Raw genomic sequence first — 17,611 nt, forward strand, 5'->3', positions numbered from 1 at the left:
TACAATAATATTGTATTAAATATTGTAAAACAGAAAATATCTTTGAATAATACAAAATATTTGAAAGAAACCGTTGACTTTTCTTAGAAAATGCCGATATACTCTCGATATATTAGATTAAATGAGGTGATTTGGACAAAAGTGTCCAGGGAAGATCATCATGATCAGTCATTGATGAAAGCGCTTTAAATAAATCGATGAGGTGATAATTTTCATGTTGAAACGAAGTTTAGCGGCTGTGCTGTGTGTACTGCTTTTGTTAGCCCCTCAGGCGGCATTCGCCTATAAGAATCCGACATCTCTGCCGGACGAATGGGGACAATATGGACTTGGTGATCCATACGTGCTGAAGTTTAACGGTACTTATTATTTGTATGTGAGCACGAGGGATACCGATATTGGGGTCAAAGTGTGGAGCTCGCCAGACCTTGTCAACTGGAGCTATGGAGGATTGGCCGCAACCGATCCGATTACGAAGGGCGCCTACGCTCCCGAAGTCGTTTATTGGAACGGATATTTCTACATGTATACCTCTCCTGCCGGCAATGGTCATTACGTGCTGCGCAGCGAAAGCCCGACCGGTCCGTTCACCGTCCAGACGGGTAATTTGGGCCATTCGATCGATGGCAATGTCTTCATTGACGATGATGGCAAGTGGTATTTCTATCATGCGAACGGAGCGGGAATTCTTGCTGCTACGATGCCTACGCCTACGACGATCGGCAACAGCGTCAATACAGGCGCAAGCATGAACGGTTGGACGGAAGGTTCTACGTTGTTCAAGCGCGACGGGAAATATTATATGACGTATACGGGCAACCATGTATTCAGCAAAGGCTATCGAGTCGACTACGCGGTCAGCACAAACCCGCTCACGGGATTCGTGCGTGCTACGGATAACCCGATTCTGATCAGTACGGAAGGCCCGACAGTTGGTCTCGGCCATAATACGGTCATCGTTGGCCCGAATCTGGATGCCCGCTATATCATCTACCACAATCTCGAAGGACCTGGCATTGTTGGACCTCTTCGCCACATGGGGATGGACCGGATTGTGTTTAACGGGGATAAAATGTCGGTGCTTGGACCGACGACATCCGAGCAGCCGGATCCGGAGATGCCGGATTTCGAGGACCGGTTCAATGGCGAGGAGCTCAGCACGGCGTGGAAGAATACGGACGGCGGCAATTGGAACGTTGATTCCGGTCTTCTGCGCCAGCAGGCCTCCGGTACTAGCAGACTGATAACGACAGTTAAGGCTGAAAACAACTATACGGCAGAGTTTAATCTGCAGCTGGCTGAGTCTAGCGATACCGTCAGCCCGCGGCTCGGGGTCGTATTTTCCTACACAGGCGATAATGATTTCGGAACAGCAATGCTAGATCCGGCGAGCAATTCGGTGAAGACGCAGTTCCGGGTGAATGGCGCCGATCTGGGATGGGTTTCGAGCACGCTGCCGGAAGGGTACGATTATACAAAGCTGCACAATATCCGGGTTGAGAAAGCGGGAGACACGTTCAAGATCTACGTCGACGGCATGCTGAAGCAGACACGCAACGTGATGCTTGGCGGCGGCAGTATCGGTTACGTCACGGAAAACGCGAAAGCTAATTTCGGTTATGCTGCTTTCAGCAACGACGTGAACGGCAGCAGCGACTTTGACGCTGCGAAACCGGTTCCGGGTCAAGTCGAAGCCGTTCATTACCTGTCCGGCGGCGAAGGAGCCGGGTATCATGACCTGACGCCGGATACAATCGGCGATTTTCGAGGAGAAGGCATGGACACGGGCAAAGCAGATGATGGCACCTCGCATATCACCGCTTTCCAGAAAGGCGAATGGCTGCAATACCGGTTAAACATCTCGGAAGCAGGCAAATACGATATCGATCTTTCTTATGCGGATGCAGTCATTGGCAGCAAGGTACAGCTCACTCTGGATGGTGGACAACCGCTGGGCGAGTTTGAATTGGCAGGAGACACTGACGCTGCTGATAAAGGATGGCAAACGGCACAGCTGAATGGGATAGAATTGCCGGCAGGTGTACATACCTTGAAGGTCGCTGCCTTATCAGGCACAGCGTCGATGGATAAGCTGGCGTTCCACAAGCACGTAGACGTTCCGGTTCTCTATGATAACTTCGATGATGGCCAGGATGACGGCTGGAAACGGTATGAAGGATTCTGGAGCGTAAAGAGCGACATTGCCGAAGAGGAGCAGCCTTACGACGCTTATCATCCGATTCCGGGTACAATCGGTACGGTACACTATATCTCCGGCGGCGAGGGTGTCGGTTATCATGAGAATACACTCGAGAACATCGGCGGCCAGTACCGGGGAGATTCGGTCGACATTCGCTCCAACCCGGTTGGCGGCGGTTACAACGTCGGTTGGAACCAGACAGGCGAGTGGCTGAAGTTTAACATTGATGTGGCGGAAGCCGGATCTTACAACGCGGAATTCAAAGTAGCTACTACGCTGGACGGAGGCCAGATCCGGCTTTGGCTGGACGATACGACGGATCTTACCGGCATTGTGGACATTCCGAAGACCGGTGACTGGAACATCTGGAACGTGGTGCGTAAATCAGGTGTTACACTGCCGGCAGGCAAGCATACCCTGAAAGCCGAGACGGTCCGCGGAGAATTTGATTTTGCAGGCATAGCGCTGACGAGGACGGAACAACCAATACCCGTACCCGGGGTCATCGAAGCCGAGCATTACAAGCCCGGCGGTGAAGGCGTAGGCTATCATGATTTAACTACTGCGAACATCGGAGGCAAATACCGCAGTGATCAGGTGGATATTCGATCCGCTGCATCCGGCGATCAGATCGTAGGCTGGAATCAAACGGGCGAATGGTTGAAGTACAACATCCGCGTCGCGGAAGAGGGATTGTACGATCTCGACTTGTGGGCAGCTACGACGTTCAAGGATGCGCAAGTCCGGTTATGGCTGGATGACACGACAGATTTAACAGGCGTACTGGACGTTCCTGCTTCCGGCGATTGGAATAAGTGGAAGTCGGTTACGAAGTCCGGTATTCAGCTGCCGGCTGGCGATCATGAACTGAAGGTCGAGATTGTCAAAGGCGAGTTTGACATGACGAGACTGTCGCTCACCCAATTCGATAAGCCGCACGTATTGCCCGGATTTATTCAGGCTGTTGATTATAAGGCTGGCGGCGAAGGTACTGGCTACCATGATCTGACTCCCGCTAACATTGGCACGGAATACCGAAATGAAGCGGTCGACATTCGCCCCAATGCGGGTGGCAGCTACAATGTGGGGTGGAACGCTACCGGCGAATGGCTGGCCTACAACGTAGATATAACCGAGGCCGGTGTATATAACGTCGATTTCGTGACCGCTACATCGATGGACGGTGCGAAAGTCCGGTTGTGGCTGGACGATGCAACCGATCTAACCGGTGAAGTCGATATTCCGAATTCCGTTACCTGGGAGAACTGGGCGACAACAACGAAGCGAGGCATCTATCTTCCGGCTGGCGAACATACCTTGAAGGTCGAAACCGTGAAAGGTGAATTCGACTTCCAAGGACTACGGATTCATCAGAAACCGGTCGAGCCAAAGATTGTTCATACCGGCGAATATCAGGCAGCTGTCGGCAGCTTCGCAAAGACGACAATCGGGGATGCCAATTGGTCGGATTATAGCGTGGAGTCCGATATCAAGCTGATTAACGATTCCGGAGACGGAGGCATTCTGTTCCGGGCGAATAACCCGGCTCACGGCAAGGAGCTGAATCAGAACAATGCGAACTTCGTGCAAGGATATGTGGCGTATCTGAATAAAGAGGGCGTTCATCTCGGCAAACTGAATTACAATTGGACCTATTTGACAGGAGTGCCGCTCGAGATAAAAACAGGCGAATGGAAGCATGTGAAAGTCGTAGCGCAAGGGGCGCGTATCCAAGTGTATGTGGATGATATGAGCAAGCCGGTAATCGATTATACGGACCGCAGCGGCAATCCTTTCACACACGGCAAGGTTGGCATGCGGACGTTCATGAATGAAACGAGCTACGACAATTTCACGGTTCTCCCAGCCCCTCTTAACGCACCTGCCGTCGGAAAGCTGCTGGATTGGTTTAGCTCAGCCGGACAGTTAGACGAGAAGACACGGAAGCAGCTGGATAAGGAGCTTGAGCATGCAGCCGATGCGGTTAGCAAGAAGAAGCCGGACTGGAAGCAGGGAATTAAGCATTTGGAGAATTTGCTGAAGCAGTTGAATAAAGAGAAGAAGCAGGAAGAGGTTTCCGATCAAGCAAAGACAATGCTCAATCGGACCGTTAACGCACTTATTGGGGTGTGGAGCGCCAATATGGGCAAGTAGCGGCAATGCCGCATCCAACTAACGAATAAAAACGTCCCTGTACCGAAGAAGCTTCGGCGCGGGGACGTTTTGAATTATTTTCGGCTATCGCTATGTTATTGTACCGTAGCATGAGCAAGTGGGAACATTAGCCCTGGCAAATGTTGCGGCGAACGAAATCACAACCAAAGGTATGCAACATTGAGATTGACCATACGGTCATGCTCAGCTTTTGATCGCGCCTGCCGCAATATCGGAAATAAACTGCTTGCTGACAAACAAGAACAGGACGATAAGCGGGATTACCGCCAGCAGCGTGCCCGCGACGACCATTGCATAATCGGTCACATAAATTCCGTTCAGGGAGGAGAGCGCCACCTGCAGCGTGAATTTACTTTCGTCATTAAGGATAATCAGCGGCCAGAGATAATCGTTCCAGGAACCGATGAAGGTAAATGCACCCAGGAATGACAACGCCGGACGAAGGATAGGGATGGTGACGTTCCAGTAGAGCCGAAAGAAACCGCAGCCGTCGATCCGTCCGGCATCGAGAAGCTCGGATGGAACGGCTTCCTGCGCGTATTGGCGAATCCAGAAAATGCCGAATGCATTGGCCATGCCGGGAATAATCAGCGCCTTGAAGGAGCCTACCCACCCGAACTTCGCCATGATGACGAAGGAAGGAACGAGCGAGAGCTGCGACGGCGCCATCATTGTTGCGAGCAGAAGGACAAACAGCCACTTTTTGCCCGGGAAATTGAATTTAGCGAACGTAAAGCCAGCCAAGGAATCGAAGAACAAGACCAGCAAGGTGCTGCAAGAAGCCACAAACAGCGTGTTGAGAAACGCACCGAAGAAATCGACGTTGTCGAACACCCGCGTTATATTGCTAATAAAATGCGTCCCGAACCAAAACTTTGGCGGGAAGCTGTATATTTCCGCCGTCGTACGCGTGGCCATCACAGCCAGCCAGTAAAAAGGAAAGACGGAAATGACAAGTCCAATGATTAGCCCGAAATAGAGCAAGACGGCAGACTTCCTTTTAACCATGCGTATCACCCCGTTTATTCATCTTTGGCACCGCCGCCCTGAACGACCCGCCAGTTGAAGATCGAGAATAGGGCAATCAATATGAACATGCCCCAGCCTACAGCGGAACCGTATCCGAAGTAATTGTTCACGAATGCCTCCCGGTACAGGTAGAGTACGATGGTCAGCCCTCCACCGCTAACGCCGCCGTCGTTACCGACGAGCACCTGCGATTCGGTGAAGACCTGCATGCCTCCGATGGTAGAAGTAATGACGGTGAAAAGAATAATCGGCCTCAAGTTCGGGATGGTAATGCGAAAGAAGGACTGGATGCCCGTGGCTCCGTCAATTTTGGCCGCCTCATAGAGCACGGTAGGAATGCTCTGGAGTCCCGCCAAATAAATGATGGCATTGTATCCGACCCAGCGCCAGATGACCATGATGGACACGGCCAGCTGGATGCCCCAAGTCTTGTTCAGCCATTCCACGGGGGAAAGTCCGAAGAGAGACAAGATATAGTTCAGCAGCCCGTAATTATTGGAGAATACCGTGCTGAACACAATGGCAACCGCAACAAGCGAAGTGACGTTCGGCAAGAAATAACCGATTCGGAAGAAGGTGCGGAACCTCGTGAACGAAGCGTTCAGTAAAAACGCGATGATAAGTGCGAAGAACAGCATCGGAAAGGTTGAATAGATCCAGATCAGGATCGTATTGCCGACCGCTTTCCAGAATTCAGGATCGGTGACCATAAATTGATAATTGTTGAGACCGTTATAGGTCATCACGCCGATGCCGTCCCATCTCTGGAACGAAAGATACATGGAGAACAGAATCGGAAATAAGCCGAAAACGGCAAACAAGATGTAAAAGGGAGAAATGGCCAGATATTCCTTCCGGTGCTTCCATATTTCAGACGCTAATCCTTGCTTCCGCTCCGAGAGCTGCATGGAGCTACCGGGATCGAATTGAGTTCGGTTCTGTAAGGGTTGAGCCATCAGATTCTACCTCCATTGCCGGGATGGTATGATTCTTTAACGCAGCAGCTCCTTTTTTACTCTGGAAAGCGCATCATTCCAAGCCTTATCCGGGCTTTTGCCTTCAAGGGCAACCGATGACAGCTCACGGTTCACGATTCCGTTTAGGTTGGAGTATTTCGTCCCGAAATAGGAGGGCTTCACGTTGCGAGCGGACTCCGTAAAAATTTCACCGGTAGCTTGACCGCCGAAAAACTCCTCTTTCATCTTCATGACATCCGAATCGAGCGCCTTGGAAGCGGAAGGGAACAGGTTGAGTTCCTTGAAGCTGGTCTCCTGATTCTCGGAATTCAGCAGCCACTTCATCACCTCGAAGGACTCCTTCGGGTATTTGCTCGTTTTCATAATGGCAAGGAAAGAGCCGCCGTTATTGCCGTCTCCGCCCGGAGCTCTCGCGACGCGCCACTTGCCTGCCGTATTCGGAGCCGCGTCCATCAGGATTTGTTTGCTCCATACGGCTCCCACGAATGATGCGATCTTGCCGTTGTTCATCGCGGCATTCCACTCGGTGGAGAACGTGCCTGCATTGGCAAGCAAGTCCATTTGCGAGGCTTTAACCGCCAAGTCCCATGCCTTTTTCATGGAAGAGGAGGGGTCCTCACCAATGAAGTTTTCGTTTTTATCAAAGTAAATTTTATCCGACTGCGCATTGACCTGGTTATACACCTGTCCGATATTGTCAAGCAGCTTCACCTTGCCGCCTAACGCCTTCTGAAGCTTCTCGCCTGCGGCGAAGTAGTCATCCCAAGTGCCCATCATTCGTTGAACCTCTTCCGGATCGGTTGGGAGCCCCGCTTGTTTGAACAAGTCCGCGCGGTAAAATAAGGCGGTTGGGCCAGTGTCAATCGGCATGGCGATCATTTCGCCCTTTGGCGTGACCCCAAGCTGCCATTTCCAGTCTAGGTAGTCCCCCTCGATGTCTTTCGCTCCGAGTTCGTACAAATTGTAGAAGCGGTCGGCGCTTGGAAACAGCTCGGTGACCCAGTCGTTAAAGGCGACGATATCCGGGCCGCCTTTGCCGGCAGCAAGAGTCGTTTTCAGCTTGGATTTGAAGTCGCCCCCGATTTTCTGGGCGTTGATGCGAATACCCGGAAACTGCTTCTGGACCTGGTTGATCAAGTTATCGTCCAGACTCCGGTTCCAGTACCAAAGGGTTAGCGTTTTCGTATTGCTGTTAGATGGGGTCCCGCTTGAACATCCGCTAATCATGAAAACCAGAAGCAATAAACACGTTAATAATGCTCGGTATTTTGCCATCGTTTTCGGCCTCCCATTGCGGCATTTTGGTATTGCAGCAGCATCACCACCACTCTGTTAAATGCATGAGACGCATTCGTCTTATGAAACATTATAGACGCATCCAATTCGATTTTGAACACGCTTTCATGAATTGAGACGATGGTAGGACATCGTCCGGGAGCCATTTTATTTCGTATGGGTTTATGGTCTTAAGGGATTGTCTCGACTGTTATCGCATCCTGACGATTGGCTTATTTGTACCTAGAATTAGGGGGCTATCACAAGTAAAAGCTCGAAAATAGCCATCTATTTTTACACCTAAAGCAGCTTCAAGATCTTCAAATTGATCTTACGTTTTTTTGAATCGATACATTGACCGTATAAAGGATGAAGGATCGTTGAGATCCCTCGCAGGAACGGTCAATAAATTTACATTTTACACAAAACCACCGAAATCATGACATGATCCGGTGGTTTTCCATTTTTCTGGACATTTATGTCGCTAGATTTACAATTCCTTAGGCCTGGTTTAACGCAGAAGAAACATCCGCTCCTTAATCTATACGTATGGGAACGATCCCATATGGGAACGGTCTCACAGCTTTGAAAGGGAGTGCACCCGTGGATAATCCAACCATCAAAGAAATCGCCCGTCGCGCCGGGGTGTCCAAATCTACCGTTTCGCGCATTATTTCCGGGAATGGATATTCCAGTCCGGAAGCGCGCGATAAGGTACTTGGGCTAGTCGAGGAATTACAATATAAACCCAATGCCGTCGCAAGGGCTATGGTATCACAACGGACGCATAACATCGGGGTGCTCTTATATAGAAGAGATCTTCCGATTGCTTCGCATCCCTTCTACGGGAAAATCGTTGATGCCGTCTTGCTGGAAGCAGCACGGTTGAACTATTCGATATTCGTGACAACGGATCACGATATGTCGTATCGTTCGGCCGATTTCATGATCGAGAAGCGGGTGGACGGGCTTATCCTCATCAGCCGACTGCAGCAAAACGTGATTGATCACATAACGAGCTTCGGCATCCCCTTCGTTATGGTGAACGGTTCGACGGACGTGGATGGCGTTATTCATATCGTCAACCAGGACGAAGAAGGCGGCAGGATGGTCGCCGAGTTGTTGACGCAAACCGGGCATGAACGGATATTCGTCGTCGCGGGACCGCAAAGTCATCGCAGTCATCATTTGCGCCTGAAGGGTTTCATGACGTTTATAAGGCAGGCAGGTATTCAAGAATCCGATGCGGCAATCCAATCTGCGGCGACTTCAACCTTTGGAGAAGGTTACGAAATCATGAGCCGTCAATGGAATGAATTTAGGGAGGGCGGGTATACGGCGCTTTTTGCCACCAATGACATGCTCGCCATGGGCGCGATGAAATTTCTGCTGGAGCAGTCGGTTCGGATTCCCGAGCAAGTATCGGTAGTAGGATTCGATGACGTTGATTTCGCGTCGATGTTCTCGCCATCCTTGACGACGGTCAGAGTGGACACCGGAGAGATGGGCACGTTGTCCGTCCGTCTCTTGGATCAACTGATCCGGCAGGAACAAAACGTTGAGCATCCCAGTCAACTGGTACCCCGGCTGATCGTCAGACAGTCAACCAAATAACGATATATTCAAATTGAAAGGAGCGATAACCCTTCATGCGCTGGTATTTCAAGGCACTTGGAACGAGGAAAATCATTGAATTTATTGTGCTTGTCATCTTCGTCATCTTCTTTTTAGGACCGCTGTTGAACTTGGCTATTCTAGCCTTCACGGGAAAATGGAACTATCCGGATGTTATGCCGCATCAATGGTCTTTGAAATGGTGGGCTTTCGTCTTCAAACAAGAGGACATCCCGCAGTCGATCGGCTTGTCCTTCATGATAGCGGCTATTGTAACAGGGCTGTCCATTGTGCTATGCATCCCGGCAGCCTATGCGTTCGCGCGCATCCGGTTCCCGTTCAGCCGTTTCTTCCTCTTTTCGTTTCTGCTGACCCACGCATTCCCTAAGATGGGGCTGTATGTCTCGATCGCGGTGCTTTTCTACAAGCTTGGTTTAATGAATACGCTGCTTGGCGTTGTTCTGATCCATATGATCAACGTGCTTATGTTTATGACGTGGATTCCGACTGCCGCCTTCCGGAATGTGCATCAAGCACAGGAGGAATCGGCCAGAGATGTGGGAGCGGGGCCTTTCCGTGTATTCCTAAAGATCACCTTGCCCATGGCGCTGCCGGGCATCATCGTCGCCTCAATATTCACATTCCTTAACTCGCTCGACGAAGCGCAGGGTACGTTCCTGGTCGGTATTCCGAATTACAAAACGATGCCAATCGTCATGTATTCCATTATTAGCGATTATCCAGCTTTTGCGGGCGCGGTGTTTTCGATCATTTTGACGGCACCAACGATTATTCTGCTGCTAGCGGCCAAACGTTTCGTTAGCGCGGATGTCATGTCCAGCGGGTTTACGTTGAAGTAAAGAGATATAATCGCAACACAAAGGAGGCCATTATGGATATGGTTCAGGGTGTGCAAGACATTCAAGGTATAAGCGATAAGCAAAAAATTCTCCAAGTGCGGAACAGCCGGGACATCCAGCTCTCCGTTCAACAGCTTTCGAAACGTTACCGCACCGGCGAAGGTGTTGCTTCGATCTCGCTTGATGTGCATAAGGGTGAACTCGTTACGCTGCTTGGTCCTTCCGGCTGCGGCAAAACGACGGTGCTGCGCAGCATCGGCGGGTTTCTCGAACCGGACTCCGGCGACATTCTCATCGAAGGGGTGAGCGTGCTCAAATCGCCGCCGGAAAAACGTCCAACCTCGATGGTGTTCCAAGGCTACAATCTTTGGCCGCATATGACAGTGTTCGATAACCTGGCATTTGGTCTTAAAATACGCAAGATGAAGAAAACCGAAATCCGTCAACAGGTCCAAGACGTTCTGAAGCTCGTACGCTTGCCGGATGCCGCGAACAAATTTCCCGGCCAACTGTCCGGCGGTCAACAGCAGCGCATTGCGCTTGCGAGGTCTCTGCTATTGAAGCCGGCCGTTCTTCTGCTCGATGAGCCGTTCTCGGCGCTTGACGCCAAGCTTCGGCATGAGATGCGGGAGGAATTAAGGGAAATTCAGGCGGAAACCGGGTTAACGATGGTATTCGTCACGCATGACCAGGAAGAAGCGCTGTCTATCTCCGACCGCATCGTCGTCATGAATCACGGCAACATCGAGCAGATCGCATCGCCGCAAGAGATTTACGATCAGCCAAACACGCTGTATGTCGCCCAATTTATCGGCAAAATGAATTTTTTGAAAGGGGTGGTTTCGGAAGGTCAAGTACTGGTAGGGAAGTTGAGGTTTCCAAATTCGAAATCGTTGTCCGGCGGGGTATGGCTGGCAATCCGGCCTGAAGATGTCATCATATCGACTCAAGAACAAGAGAGCTTGCCCGGCGTCGTCAAACAGATTATGGTTCTAGGCCACTATGCCGAAGTATCGATTCAATTACCGGAGCATGGCGTCATCCGGGCGTTTCAGCCGAGGGATGCCGTTAAGGAGCTTAATTCAGGCAACCAGATTTATGTCAGCTTCAAGAAAGCTATTACGTATCCAGAAGCTTAAGCAAATCTAATCTCGAAAGCGAACAAAATTCCTCAATGCCAAGGAGGCAAATAAGCATGTTAAACAAAAAATCTACCCTTACTTTACTGACTGTAACAACCGTTACCGCAGCTCTTCTCGCGGGTTGCGGAAACTCGAATCATTCGAATACTGCCGGCTCCGGCGCATCTAACGCAGGCGCCGCGAATACGGCCTCGCCGGAACCGTCGGCTCAGCAAGTCGAATTCAGCTTCTATTTCACGGGCTCCGAGAACGTGAAGAATCTATGGGATACGATTATACCGATGTTCGAAAAGGACCATCCGAACATCAAGGTTAAAGAGGTGTATATTCCTTCCGGCACCGGCGCGCAGCCAACCTACGATCGCATTCTCGCAGCGAAGCAGGCGGGCAAAGGTTCCGGCGGCATCGATCTGTACGAAGACGGGCTGAGCAACGTAACCCAAGGACAAAAGGACGATTTATGGGAAACGCTTGATCCGGCAAAAATCAGCAACCTCGCTTCCGTTGACGCGAATACGATGAAGGACGTATCCAACCTGGCCATCCCGTATCGTTCGTCCGCCGTGGTGCTTGCTTACAACAGCGAGAAGGTGCCGACGCCTCCGAAGACGCTGGACGAGCTGTTCGCTTGGATTAAAGAGAATCCGGAACGCTTCGCTTACAACGATCCTTCCACAGGCGGCGCAGGCAGCTCGTTTGTGACAACAACGCTGTACGACAAGCTTCCTGAAGATGCGATTCATAATTCGGACCCGAGCATTGAGAAGGAATGGGATAAAGGATTCGATACGCTGAAGGAACTCGGCAAATACGTGTACGGTAAAGGCATTTATCCGAAGAAAAACCAAGGCACGCTGGATCTGCTCATCAGCGGTGAAGTAGACATGATCCCGGCATGGTCGGACATGGCTCTTGAGCAAATCGGCAACGGCCAGCTGCCGGCTACGACGAAAATCGCGCAAATTACACCGGGCTTCAACGGCGGCCCAACCTACTTGATGGTACCGAAGCTTTCCGATAAGAAAGACGCGGTTAACGAGTTTCTGAACTTCGTGTTGTCTCCGGAAGCGCAATCGGTTGTTGTAACCAAAATGCACGGTTTCCCCGGCATCCAGCTGTCGAACATGCCGCAGGACATTCAGGATTCCTTTAAAGGCGTGGCTGAAGGCTTCCGTACCTTCAACATCGGCGACTTGGGCAATGAAATCAACAAACGCTGGCAAAGCGACGTAGCGGCGCAATGATGAACAAACAAGTGAAAATGGGGATACTGGGATTGCTTCTAGTCATCCCCTCTTTTCTGCTGCTGTTCGTGACGGTTGTCATCCCAATCGCGGTTTCGTTCAAAGAAAGCCTAACCAACAAAGAGGGCGGCATGGATCTGTCGAATTACAAGTTCTTGTTCACCGACAAGCTGATGCGCTCCAATATCATTTTTTCGTTAGAGGTCACGATTATATCGGTTGTGATCGTGCTGATCATTAGCTATGCTCTCGCGGCTTATATGCGTTTCAATAAAGGCAAGTTAGTGGCTTGGATTCGGAATATGTACATGATCCCAATGTTTATACCTTCGGTCATTGCGACGTACGGCTTGATTCAGCTGTTAGGCAACCACGGCTGGGTAGCCCGCTGGGTGCTGCTGTTTGGCGGCAGCGGAATTCCGCGCATTATTTTCGATATGAAAGGCATTATTATCGCTAATTTGTGGTTCAACATTCCGTTCACGACGATGCTGCTTGGGTCTGCCTTGTCAGCTATACCGGATTCTGTAATGGAAAGCGCGAAGGACGTAGGCGCCGGGAAACTTCGTATTTTCACCCGTTTCATCGTGCCGCTTACCTACAAAACGCTGCTTGTGGCTGTAACCTTCGTCTTTATGGGCGTAATCGGATCGTTCACCGCGCCGTTCCTGCTTGGACCAAATGCACCGCAAATGCTTGGCGTATCGATGGAACAAATATTCGGCGTGTTTCAGGAAAAAGAGCAGGCTTCCGCGCTTGCGTTCTTCACCTTCCTGCTTTGCTCGTTTATGGGCTACTTCTACATTCGCAGCATGATTAAGGAAGAGGGGGCGCGTTCTTAATGAAACGTCTTATTCTTGAAGCGGAAGGACAGGTGACTCCGGAATGCTCCAAGACGCATATTGCCTACAGCTTTCATCTAGATCGACAAGGCGGCAAGCTCTGGATTGACTTTGCTTACGAGCCTAAAAATCTTGATGACCGCGAACAAGCTTACCCGTTAATCGCGGCTGGCATCAACAAGTACACGGAGCCGGCGCAGCGCGGTCGATTGCTCAAGAAATGGGACTCGTTTCTTCCGCTTAAAAACCTGATCACCGTTTCGGTAGACGACCCCAAACGGCACCGCGGAGCCGGTCATCGGCACGATCCGGAGCAGCTGCTGTTTATCGGAGGCGAGGATGCGTCTCCCGGGTTCGTCAGCGGTGAGCTGACCGAAGGGCTGTGGCGAGTTACGTTAAGCCTTCATGAAATTGTAACGGACAATTGCCGATACCGCTTGCGAATTCACCATGAGGAGGCTTAATAGAATGGGATGGACGGCTTGCGAGCTGCATAGTCATACAAACCACAGCGACGGCAGGCAATCCCTGCTGGAGCTTGCGCAAGGAGCTAAGGCGCTTGGCTTTGATTGCGTGGCACTGACTGACCATAATACGATGACGGGTTTGAAGGATAGGGAAAGTATTGAGCAGGAGACAGGCCTGACGATTATTTCAGGCATGGAATGGACGACGTTCTACGGACATATGGTGACGATCGGTCTGACCGAATTCGTGGACTGGCGTCCCGCAGGTCCGGGCGATATTCACGAGGGGGTCGAACGGGTTCATGCGTTAGGCGGGATTGCCGGCATGGCGCATCCATATCGCATCGGCAATCCGATGTGTACAGGCTGCTTCTGGGAGTTTGAAATTCGGGACTGGAACCAGCTGGATTATATCGAGGTATGGTCGGGTACGTTCCCTTCGATTAAGACGGACAATGCCCGGGCGTTTCGTCTATGGACCGAGCGGTTGAACGACGGCTTCCGGATTGCGGCAACATCGGGACGGGATTGGCACGCGCAGGAACTGACGGATGCCCCTATATCGGTGACGTATCTGCAGCTCGATGAAAACGAAGGCAGCATAACGGAGCAAGCCGTTCGTGCGCTTGCCGCAGGAAGAGCTTCGGTCACAATGGGACCGTTAGTGACATTGGAGCTGCGTTCTGAGAAGATGGTTTACGCGATCGGCGATTGCGTGCCGGAGCAGGATCGAAGCGAAAGCTACGAAGCTGTCGTCGAAATTGATTTCCAAGTGAGAGAAGGCTTATGGGAATTCCCCGAAGCTCGATATTTGATCACGCTAATGAGCAACCTCGGCGTTATTGGCGAGCAGCATGCAAGCTCGGAGCAGAAACAATATCGCTTCGAGATTCCCGGCAAAGGATTAATGTGGGTTCGGGCAGAGCTTAAAGGAAATGCGCGTAGTATGCGCACGATGATTGCTTTTACGAATGCGATTTACGCGGAATCCGAACAAGCTTATGATTAATTAAAGACGGTAATTAGGAGTGTGACAAGAATGACGCGAAGCTTTCCGCTGATTACGGCTCACGCAGGCAGCATGAACACGGAAGCGCATACGCTTCGTTCGGTCCGGATTGGACTTGAGCTTGGCGCCGACGTGGTAGAAGAGGATATTCGGGTGACCAGAGACGGGATTCCCGTGCTGGCACATGACGATGAATGGCTTACCGTTGAACGGTTTCATGTGAATATAGCGGATAGGAGTTACGCGGAGTTGACCGAATGGCATGCCGAATCGGGGACAGATCAAGTTCCGCCTCTCCTTAAGTTGGAAGAGATATTGCCTCTTGTGCAAGCTTCCCGTAAAATCGTGAATTTGGACTTGAAGGTAGATGCTGCGATTGAGCCTGTTGCGGCGCTGGTCCGCAAGTTCGGCTTATCCCAGCAAGCTTTCTTCTCCGGCTGCGAGTGGGAGCGGGCTCTTCTTGCGCAGCGGCTGCAGCCGGAAATGAGCAAGCTGCTTAATACGAACGTCGAATTGTTTAAGACCTTGCCATACCGGGAAGCGATGATTCAGACCTGTGCGGATGCCCGGGAAGCTTCCTGCATGGGAATAAATATTTATCACGGTATCCTGCGGCAAGAGTTTGTGAAGTATGCCGCAGGGCTTGGAATGCCCGTATATGCTTGGACCGTCGAGGATGAAGCGCTAATGCGCAAATACGCGGAATGGGGTGTTCGGTCTATTACGACACGCAATGTTGCGGCATTGGTAAACGTGAAGCAGGTATTCCAGCAGCAACAGCCATCTGTCTAACTCGATTTTGTCTAACCGCTCCGGATACGGGGCGGTTTTTTGAATTATGAAATTATGTAAACCGGAAACGGGAACGCAAAGCGAAATTGCTAAGCTTTTGTTCAAATCAGGAAACTGGATCATATATCCATTGATTTATCTCGCATAGGTCATTAATATAAGACAATGTCAGTCAATTTAATAGTAAATCCTCATCCAATTCGATGAGGTAGAGGTCGCGTTGTTTGATCAGTAGATCAGGGGAGGTCCAGTAAGACCGCCGATCCCGATTGAAAGGCAGCATCGCCGAAGCCGTCCGGTATACTGACCGTGGCAGGCTGGGGCCGTCTCCGAACAGGAACGGAACTGTCATATTGCTTTTAATCAACGGCAATATGTTGTGCTATCTTGATAGTTGGAAGTGAGGAAGATGAAGCGGTCTTTCTTGTGTTTGTAAAGAGAGGCGGCTTTTTTGCGTTTATAAGGCTGCTGTTTATGGGACATTATTGGAAACGTAGATAAGGGGAGTATGAGTTCGTGAAAGAAGAGAACAAATTACGCAGAGGCCTGAAGTCCAGGCATATGGCGATGATTTCCCTAGGAGGGTCTATCGGGACGGGGCTGTTCCTGGCGAGCGGCGGAGCGATTCATGACGCCGGTCCGGGCGGCGCATTGCTTGGTTATTTCATAATTGGCATTATGGTATACTTCCTTGTCACCAGCCTTGGCGAAATGGCGACCTACATGCCGGTATCCGGTACTTTCAGTACGTATGCAACAAGATTCGTAGATCCATCCCTTGGCTTTGCGCTTGGCTGGAACTACTGGTATAACTGGGCTATTACGATTGCGGCAGAGCTGTCCGCCGCAACCTTGATTATTAAATTCTGGCTTCCGAACAGCCCGTCATTCTTATGGAGCGCGCTGTTCCTGGCTTTCATGGTCGGGCTTAACCTGCTATCCGTCAAAGGCTACGGGGAATCCGAATACTGGTTCGCCATGATTAAGATCGTGACCGTCATCGTATTCATTGTGATTGGCTTGCTTATGATCGTTGGGATCTGGAAAGGCGACGCGGTTGGCTTCAGCAACTTTACGGCAGGCGATGCCCCGATCTCTGGAGGATGGCTTGCGGTTCTGGGGATTTGTATGGCTGCAGGATTTTCGTTCCAAGGAACGGAACTTGTAGGTATTGCGGCAGGGGAATCCGAGAATCCCCGGGAGAACGTTCCGCGCGCCATCCGCAGCGTATTCTGGAGAATACTGTTATTCTACATCCTGGCGATCTTTATCGTAGGGATGCTGATTCCTTATTCAACCGACACGCTTGCAGATGACAGCGTAGCGGCTAGTCCCTTCACCATTATATTTGAAAAAGCGGGCCTCAGCATCGCCGCATCCGTCATGAACGCCGTTATCCTAAGCTCGGTATTATCGGCAGGCAACTCGGGGATGTATGCTTCGACTCGTATGCTGTGGGTACTTGCGAAGGAAGGCAAAGCGCCGAAAATCTTCGCGAAGCTGAACAAACGGGGCATCCCGGTTTATGCGTTGATTGCTACCGCAGCGATTGGCATGTTAGCTTTCCTGGCCTCCTTCTTTGGCGACGGACAAGTCTATATCTGGCTGCTTAACGCATCCGGCATGTCGGGCTTTATCGCATGGCTTGGCATTGCCGTCAGCCATTACCGTTTCCGCAAAGCCTATGTGGCGCAAGGCCGTAAAGTAGAGGATTTGCCATACCGTTCCCTCTGGTATCCGTTTGGTCCGATCCTGGCAGGCATCATGTGCATGATCGTCATTATCGGTCAAAGCTTCAGCGCTTTCTCGGACGGCAAGGTTGACTGGATGTTTATGCTTGCGTCTTATATCGGGATTCCATTCTTCCTTGCGATTTGGCTTGGGTACAAGTGGAAGTATAAGACAAAAGTATTAAAGCTTGAAGAATGCAATGTCGATCCCACGGTGGAATAATAGAAGGAAAAAAGCAGAGGCTTCCGAAGCCT

At 50.9% G+C, this 17,611-nt stretch carries 13 protein-coding genes and 1 riboswitch; of the genes, 10 read left to right on the top strand and 3 right to left on the bottom strand.

From position 1 onward, the window contains the following. Nucleotides 1-214: 214 nt before the first annotated feature. A complete protein-coding gene (locus tag WFK81_RS06340) occupies nt 215-4,354 on the top strand; it encodes a carbohydrate-binding protein (protein ID WP_336785616.1) in 4,140 nt (1,379 codons plus the stop codon). Nucleotides 4,355-4,558: 204 nt separating this feature from the next. Here WFK81_RS06340 and WFK81_RS06345 read toward each other — a convergent pair whose 3' ends face one another. From WFK81_RS06345 to WFK81_RS06355, 3 genes are read right to left on the bottom strand one after another with little or no spacing between them, the layout of a single operon-like run. After that, nucleotides 4,559-5,383, bottom strand: coding sequence for a carbohydrate ABC transporter permease (locus WFK81_RS06345; RefSeq protein WP_336785617.1), 825 nt, complete (start codon nt 5,381-5,383; stop codon nt 4,559-4,561). 14 nt (nt 5,384-5,397) lie between these two features. Then, nucleotides 5,398-6,360: a carbohydrate ABC transporter permease gene (locus WFK81_RS06350; protein WP_442956027.1), complete on the bottom strand. Its 963-nt coding sequence runs from the start codon at nt 6,358-6,360 to the stop codon at nt 5,398-5,400. Nucleotides 6,361-6,396: 36 nt separating this feature from the next. Beyond that, a complete protein-coding gene (locus WFK81_RS06355; RefSeq protein WP_336785618.1) occupies nt 6,397-7,656 on the bottom strand; it encodes an ABC transporter substrate-binding protein in 1,260 nt (419 codons plus the stop codon). Between the two features lie 603 nt (nt 7,657-8,259). On the opposite strand from WFK81_RS06355, the gene WFK81_RS06360 reads away from it, so the two are divergent. The 9 genes from WFK81_RS06360 (at nt 8,260) to WFK81_RS06400 (ending at nt 17,579) form a co-directional block, all read left to right on the top strand. After that, on the top strand, nt 8,260-9,270 hold the full coding sequence (locus WFK81_RS06360; RefSeq protein WP_336785619.1) for a LacI family DNA-binding transcriptional regulator: 1,011 nt from the start codon (nt 8,260-8,262) through the stop codon (nt 9,268-9,270). A 35-nt stretch (nt 9,271-9,305) separates the two neighbouring features. Then, a complete protein-coding gene (locus WFK81_RS06365) occupies nt 9,306-10,130 on the top strand; it encodes an ABC transporter permease (protein WP_336785620.1) in 825 nt (274 codons plus the stop codon). A gap of 113 nt (nt 10,131-10,243) precedes the next feature. Then, complete coding sequence (locus WFK81_RS06370; RefSeq protein WP_336786427.1) at nt 10,244-11,269, top strand: ABC transporter ATP-binding protein; 1,026 nt, start codon at nt 10,244-10,246, stop codon at nt 11,267-11,269. 56 nt (nt 11,270-11,325) lie between these two features. Beyond that, nucleotides 11,326-12,516 (top strand): extracellular solute-binding protein, encoded by a 1,191-nt coding sequence (locus tag WFK81_RS06375; protein ID WP_336785621.1) that lies wholly within the window; start codon nt 11,326-11,328, stop codon nt 12,514-12,516. Beyond that, a complete protein-coding gene (locus WFK81_RS06380; RefSeq protein WP_336785622.1) occupies nt 12,516-13,358 on the top strand; it encodes an ABC transporter permease in 843 nt (280 codons plus the stop codon). The genes WFK81_RS06375 and WFK81_RS06380 overlap by 1 nt, the downstream gene beginning before the upstream one ends. Next, nucleotides 13,358-13,822, top strand: coding sequence for a hypothetical protein (locus tag WFK81_RS06385; protein ID WP_336785623.1), 465 nt, complete (start codon nt 13,358-13,360; stop codon nt 13,820-13,822). Before WFK81_RS06380 ends, WFK81_RS06385 begins: the two co-directional genes overlap by 1 nt. Before the next feature lie 4 nt (nt 13,823-13,826). Further along, nucleotides 13,827-14,834, top strand: coding sequence for a CehA/McbA family metallohydrolase (locus tag WFK81_RS06390; RefSeq protein ID WP_336785624.1), 1,008 nt, complete (start codon nt 13,827-13,829; stop codon nt 14,832-14,834). A gap of 30 nt (nt 14,835-14,864) precedes the next feature. Next, complete coding sequence (locus WFK81_RS06395; protein ID WP_336785625.1) at nt 14,865-15,626, top strand: glycerophosphodiester phosphodiesterase; 762 nt, start codon at nt 14,865-14,867, stop codon at nt 15,624-15,626. A 201-nt stretch (nt 15,627-15,827) separates the two neighbouring features. Continuing rightward, nucleotides 15,828-16,019: riboswitch (Lysine riboswitch) on the top strand. A gap of 168 nt (nt 16,020-16,187) precedes the next feature. Beyond that, entirely contained in the window at nt 16,188-17,579 is a 1,392-nt protein-coding gene (locus tag WFK81_RS06400) for an amino acid permease (protein WP_336786428.1), read from the top strand. The last annotated feature ends 32 nt before the right edge of the window (nt 17,580-17,611 follow it).

Source organism: Paenibacillus sp. MMO-177, from assembly GCF_037147795.1.
In the GTDB taxonomy this organism is placed as follows: Bacteria; Bacillota; Bacilli; order Paenibacillales; family Paenibacillaceae; genus Pristimantibacillus.

What these genes read in the sequence shown, in the direction of transcription:
- WFK81_RS06340 (WP_336785616.1), top strand. Translation starts at nt 215, where the DNA reads ATGTTGAAACGAAGTTTAGCGGCTGTGCTGTGTGTACTGCTTTTGTTA.
- WFK81_RS06345 (WP_336785617.1), bottom strand. Translation starts at nt 5,383, where the DNA reads ATGGTTAAAAGGAAGTCTGCCGTCTTGCTCTATTTCGGGCTAATCATT.
- WFK81_RS06350 (WP_442956027.1), bottom strand. Translation starts at nt 6,360, where the DNA reads ATGGCTCAACCCTTACAGAACCGAACTCAATTCGATCCCGGTAGCTCC.
- WFK81_RS06355 (WP_336785618.1), bottom strand. Translation starts at nt 7,656, where the DNA reads ATGGCAAAATACCGAGCATTATTAACGTGTTTATTGCTTCTGGTTTTC.
- WFK81_RS06365 (WP_336785620.1), top strand. Translation starts at nt 9,306, where the DNA reads ATGCGCTGGTATTTCAAGGCACTTGGAACGAGGAAAATCATTGAATTT.
- WFK81_RS06375 (WP_336785621.1), top strand. Translation starts at nt 11,326, where the DNA reads ATGTTAAACAAAAAATCTACCCTTACTTTACTGACTGTAACAACCGTT.
- WFK81_RS06380 (WP_336785622.1), top strand. Translation starts at nt 12,516, where the DNA reads ATGAACAAACAAGTGAAAATGGGGATACTGGGATTGCTTCTAGTCATC.
- WFK81_RS06385 (WP_336785623.1), top strand. Translation starts at nt 13,358, where the DNA reads ATGAAACGTCTTATTCTTGAAGCGGAAGGACAGGTGACTCCGGAATGC.
- WFK81_RS06390 (WP_336785624.1), top strand. Translation starts at nt 13,827, where the DNA reads ATGGGATGGACGGCTTGCGAGCTGCATAGTCATACAAACCACAGCGAC.
- WFK81_RS06395 (WP_336785625.1), top strand. Translation starts at nt 14,865, where the DNA reads ATGACGCGAAGCTTTCCGCTGATTACGGCTCACGCAGGCAGCATGAAC.
- WFK81_RS06400 (WP_336786428.1), top strand. Translation starts at nt 16,188, where the DNA reads ATGGCGATGATTTCCCTAGGAGGGTCTATCGGGACGGGGCTGTTCCTG.